The organism is Succinatimonas hippei YIT 12066 (genome assembly GCF_000188195.1).
GTDB lineage: Bacteria > Pseudomonadota > Gammaproteobacteria > Enterobacterales > Succinivibrionaceae > Succinatimonas > Succinatimonas hippei.
The window spans coordinates 1-5,815 of the sequence record NZ_GL830970.1; the positions used below are offsets into that span (position 1 = coordinate 1).

4 protein-coding genes are annotated in these 5,815 nt (G+C 33.4%); all 4 read right to left on the bottom strand.

The window, feature by feature from the left end; all coding sequences use genetic code 11:
* Positions 1-241: 241 nt before the first annotated feature.
* The 4 genes from HMPREF9444_RS03175 to HMPREF9444_RS03190 all read right to left on the bottom strand — a co-directional run bounded on the left by HMPREF9444_RS03175 (position 242) and on the right by HMPREF9444_RS03190 (position 5,709).
* A complete protein-coding gene (locus HMPREF9444_RS03175) occupies positions 242-3,241 on the bottom strand; it encodes a UvrD-helicase domain-containing protein (protein ID WP_009142906.1) in 3,000 nt (999 codons plus the stop codon).
* Between the two features lie 211 nt (positions 3,242-3,452).
* Entirely contained in the window at positions 3,453-4,073 is a 621-nt protein-coding gene (locus HMPREF9444_RS03180; protein WP_009142907.1) for a flavodoxin, read from the bottom strand.
* Between the two features lie 17 nt (positions 4,074-4,090).
* Positions 4,091-4,519 carry a cyclophilin-like fold protein gene (locus HMPREF9444_RS03185; RefSeq protein WP_050778989.1) on the bottom strand — a complete coding sequence of 143 codons (429 nt, stop codon included), beginning with the start codon at positions 4,517-4,519 and terminating at the stop codon, positions 4,091-4,093.
* A gap of 677 nt (positions 4,520-5,196) precedes the next feature.
* Entirely contained in the window at positions 5,197-5,709 is a 513-nt protein-coding gene (locus tag HMPREF9444_RS03190) for a cyclophilin-like fold protein (protein WP_009142909.1), read from the bottom strand.
* Positions 5,710-5,815: the final 106 nt, after the last annotated feature.

Sequence of the window (5,815 nt, forward strand, 5' to 3'; positions counted from 1 at the left end):
CCGGTTTTAGTCCAGGATTTTGTCCGCACCCCCTATTGATCATTTTTAAATTCACAAGACCAAGATCCGACAAAATCAGCAAACACTGCAATATTTTTATAAAAAACAAACATTAAATTAAGAAATGTAACAGATAAATATATTTATTCTCTTACATCAAAAAAATATTCAAAAAGCTGCTAAAAATTATTAATTTAAATGCGACGTTTGCATGAATAAAACAATTCTATTGAAAATTCTCTTACTTGTTATATAAGTGTAAGATTTTATTTAAGCGATCAAAGTTTTGTGTAAATTTGCACGCATCTTGTTTTAAGCCATACCCCGTACAACCCCAAAATTTTCCGTGCGGTCCCTGCCTTAAAACCATTTTGCGACCGCACAAAGCACATACAGCTATTGCATGACGGCAATTCGGATTTTTACATATGGAAATTTCTTTTTTATCAATAGACGGAGCTCCACAAATTTCACAAACACGAGGTTGACTGCTGCATATTACTCCGCTGGTACAACGGTAATAAGGACCATATCTGCCTTCAACCAATTCATAATATCCGTTTTTACAAAACGGACACTTAAAAATCTCACGGAATTGATATGCAAAACGGGATGATTGTATATCTAAATGATATTTAGGGCTTAAAATTTCATTGACAAACACTGACGGCAATAAAGGATCTGCAACGATATAGCTGTCTTTTTTAGCTCTTGTTAAAGCCACATAAAACAATCGTCTTTCCTCAGAATAAGGATAAGGATCTGTTTGCGGCATCAGAGCATCAAGTAAAACACTGTTTGTAATACGACTTGGAAATCCGAATTTACCTCCGGAAAATCCTAAAAGAATGCAATAATCCGCTTCAAGTCCTTTGGCTCTATGAAAAGTCCAAATATGAATATTTTCCTTATCCTGTAAACTCAAATAGTCCTTAATATCATAAAAATGGGAATTTAGCGGATTTTTTAAAAACTTAATTAACGGAGTTAAAAGAAAGTTATATCGGGCAAGAATAGCTACAGATGCTTTAGGATCTCTATTTTTAATGTCTTTTATCAACTCAATTGCTTTACTGGCCATAGCAAGAGAGGTATGAAATTTTTTGTTTTCTTTAACAAAATGCTCTGCTAGTATTTTATACGTGTTCCCGTCACGGCAGTCAAGAAGATGGACATGAGGATTATTATCTATACAAGGAGCTTTCACATCTTTTCTAAACTGCTCAGGATTTTCCTGAATAAAAGTACCAGCCATCAGAGCAATAGAGCTGTTATATCGATATGTTTTTTCAAGTTTAGTTAAAGTATATGTTCCTATATAATCAGAAAAACGAGTAGTAACCTCAAGTTTACCACCAGAAAAATGATATATAGCCTGCCAATCATCACCGACACAATTCAATACGCATCCCGAAGATTTTGCTATAATTTGCTTTATAAGCTCAAGGCGGGCAAGAGAGATATCCTGAAACTCATCAATTAAAATATATTTCCAAGGACTTATAAAAGTTCCTGATTTAATTTTATCCGTAGCCTTTAAAATCATATCATCAAAATCTATGGCATGTTGCTGTTCTAACTCTGCACAATAATCTCTTACCAAACGATTAAAAAATGAACCATAATACTCAGGATATGGAATATGAAAATTCTTATATCTATTTACCACCTCTTCTTCAGAAATTCTGTCAACCCTAATTGCCTTTAAACATTTAATAAAAAGTTCCAACTGCTCTAAAAAAGCATCATTCTTTTTTAAACCTTTAATTATTTCTTCAGAACTTTTGGCCTCTATTTTTACGCCATGAGAAACCAATAAATCATGTAGTCTGTTTTCAATCATTTTTTCCGTAAAATCATACGAGTATGTTTCAAGTAATACCGTACCGTACTTCTTATGCAGCTCTCTTTTCTTTAAAATAAGTTCGTTATAAGTTTCCTTATCTATATCAGATCTAGTGTTGCCCTCACGATCAATTCCGAAATGTTCAAGATATATATTAGTATTCAATATATGAAAATCAGGCCTATAGTCAAACCCTACCTCTACTCTTTGCTTAACCACATAGTTATCTTCATACTTATATGGAACCGAATGTAAAAACAACCAGTTAGCGATAAACTGTTCTTCCTTTGATTTGACCAGTTCATTATTTAAAGTGCGCAATTCTTCATCAAAAATTTCTTGTTCTTTAGTTTCAACAAGATCCTGACTATGTCTTTTTATCACGCTGTCAAAAGAAATATGCGTCATAAATAAACGCAGAAACAGCTTTAATGCTTGAGGATCGGATATCAAATAAGAATACAGCCACATATCTACCCATCGCAGCAAGGCTTTAGGATCTTCCTCGAATTTAGTTAAATACGTACGTTCCTTTGAATTCTGAATTATGCTTCTACCTAATGCGTGAAAAGTAAAAATATTAAAGTCCTCAGTAACATCAAGCTCTATCTTCTCAGCTCGCTCTTTTATACGCTGACGTAATTCTTCGGCAGCATTCTTGTTGTAAGCTAAAATTAAAATATCTTTAGGCTGCGCTTGTTTGCTTACAACTAAATACAATGCCTTGGCAACTATTACTGAAGTCTTCCCGGTACCTGCTGCAGCTAAAATTAAGTTATAATCATTATTACGAATAACAGCTAAACGTTGTTCAACAGTTAAAGTATAATTCTCTGCATTTTCAAAAAATTCTTTATATTTAACATTAAGCGCATCTTCACAAATGGTGCGTATTCTCTTTACATAATCAATATGCTCAGGTTTTAATATTTCAAGATAAAAATACCTTTCATCTTGTGTAAGCAAATCAAGTAAATATTTTTCGCCATACTGAAAAACTTTTACAAGTATATTACGTTTTAATAAAAATTCTTCGGTTTGTGAATCTTTCAAATAGACAGACTTAAACCTAACTATAGAATTTAATATCTCATGATAATTTTCGTAAATCAAAAATGCTAAATCGTAGTTTAACTTTTCAGCAAAAGCCTCAATATCTTTTTTCTTTAAATGTAAAAAATGTAACTTTTTATCCTTTAAATTAAATACAAGACTCTTTTCTCCTAACTTAATAAACAAAGCAAATTCAGAATATAAAATAAATTCTTTATTTTTTCCTCTTTTTACAATAACAGTTTTATTTACATTGTCGTTAATAAGCTCTAAACTGCCAAAAAATATCCTCGACCAAAAGCCGCGCTTAATAGAAATCGGTAAAGCTGAATTTTCCGACATAAAAAACTAACGCAATGAAACACAATAATATCTATTATCAATGTTGAATCAAATTGTTTGATGAATCAATAAACAAAGTCACAGTTTCATTTTGTAATCTAATAAATTAAAACAAATTGGTGAACATTTCACAAAATTATATTTTGAACTTAAAATAAAAAACCCGTAATCAGTGAAAATTACGGGCATATAAATTTAAGGACAAAGCTTTTTAAAGCTCAAGCTCATTTAAAAACTCGGTTACCGCTTCTTTGGTATCAGCATCATCAGCAACCGATCCGCCGCGTCTTTCAAATCCGTCAAGAACATTGCTTTCAGGCAAAGCATTCTCTAAATCTCTCTGACTTCTGCCCATGCGGCTGCCTTCGTGCGTACATACCGGAATAACGTTCTTTCCTTTTAAATCGACCTTATCCAGGAAAGTTGCCACAGCCACAGGATAAGTACCCCACCAATTAGGGAAACTTATAAAGACCGTATCATAAGATGACATATCAGGAATTTCCTGAAGCTCAGGACGAGCATTGGCATCCTGCTCTTCTTGAGCAAGATCCACTGTTTCATCATAATCCGAAGGATACTTCTTGACTGTCTTCAGCGAATACAAATCACCTCCGGTTCCCTCTGCAATCATATCAGCTAAAATTTCCGCATTTCCGGCCTTTTTATCAGCCTGAGGATCATTTGATGAAAACTCGCGATTTTGTAATAAAGTAAAGTAGACCACCGCAACTTTATGATTTGAAAAATCAGCGGCGCAAGCTGATGCTGATATGAAACCGCTTAAGCAAGAAATAAACAGCATACTTACTGCCAAAACTTTTTTAAACATATTTTTCTCCTTTTAAATTATTTAAGCTTAAAACTGACATCAGCAGATCCTGATTTTTCAAGTGCAGAAATTGCCTCCTCAGACATAGCACCTAAAGGAGCCAAATCAGCGCTGCAAGAAAATGATTTTCTAAACACGGCTAAATTTCCCCACGGAACGTAATAAGTCATACCGCCGCGCTTTACCGATATAGGCTCCTCATAACTATTCATATCAAGTTTGTGCGGAAGATAAGCAATCCTTTCGTTTGAACCGAAATTTTCAAAATTTAAAGAAAGAGGCAACACTTCCAAAAATAATTTACCTGCCGCAGTATTTTCATCAACAGTTACAACATATTTAGTATCATTTATAGTCATTATCACGTCTTGAGCCATAGCAATACTTCCCCAAGTGCCGCAAGCAAATATCATTGAAAGCTTTAATGATGAATTGATAAAACTCATAACGGCTTTCTCCTTATAAATTAAGCAAAAACTGCTCTACACAAGAAAGAATATCCATTTTTGCCATTGATGAAAAATACTATATTTATATAGCAAGTTATGCTTTTTAATTATGATCGGAATATGTAGATGGCATACAGTCAGTAAAGATATTCAAAACATATGTTTTATTATAAATAACAATATGTTATACAATAAAACACTATATTGGGTTAATAAGATATTGTTATTTGATAACAATATTTTTTCTCTAAGATTCAGATATATTTTGTAATGATTAAATGTTTCAGTAAAAACAGAGTTTAATGAGACAAGGCTTTTGACAAAGAATAAAGTGTAAAAAATTCAGTTTTTGATTAAATTAAAATATAGGTTCTCACTCAGGCTATGCTGTCTGCATTAAATTTTGAGCAAAATCTAAAATATTTAGCGACACAATCCGGATGAAATTATCATCAAAATTGTGCCGCTCTTTAAGATTTTAGAAAACTAATTGCTGTAACCGGAAATTTTAGTATTCATGCTCAGTTCACTATTTTAGTGCTATGCTAAGTAATACCTAAAAATTACCGTACATGTACACAGCATATCTTGCCGCCGCAGCAGTCAAAAATACAGGAGTAACATTCTTCTTGCAATATATACTTTATGTCCGTTCTTATGATTTTCAGTGCTGATTAGTTTGCAAGTTCAATAAGCACCTCATAACTACCTGACAAATCGCTTATATTTTTTAAAGGACAATCGATAACACCGATATTTATTTGAGAACCGTATATTTCTGATTTTTCTTCATCCTCAAACAAAATCGTAAAATAATTGCCGTCGGTAGCAAAATCTATATCTCCGTTTAGCCAACCGAAATGTTCATCCTCTTCGCGATAAGGCAGCGGATCGTCCATTACACCGCAAAAATCATGACTATAACGATTAACCCTCACGGTAATAGGCAATCGCTCAATCAAAGCTTGTGCTGAAAAACTGTCATTTAGTATTCCGGGAATTACCGTATTCCCAAAATGCATGCTTATTTTTGTCCCATCTTTTAGCAAGCGTGTCGGCATTGCCGGATCTTCTTGCTGCATAATCGCATTATCCGAAGCAACTACTTTTAAGTCATCAGCTGTTGCAAGAAAAGATGTCACGACTAATAAAACAGCGCCGATTGAAAGTTTTACACGCCCTTTCATATATCCCCCAAATTCAATTTATTCTCAATAGACGATAGTGTGATTTAAGCTTAGGAGGAAAAATATATTTATCCCGGATCGCCTGATTTTTTATGTAGTATAGCAG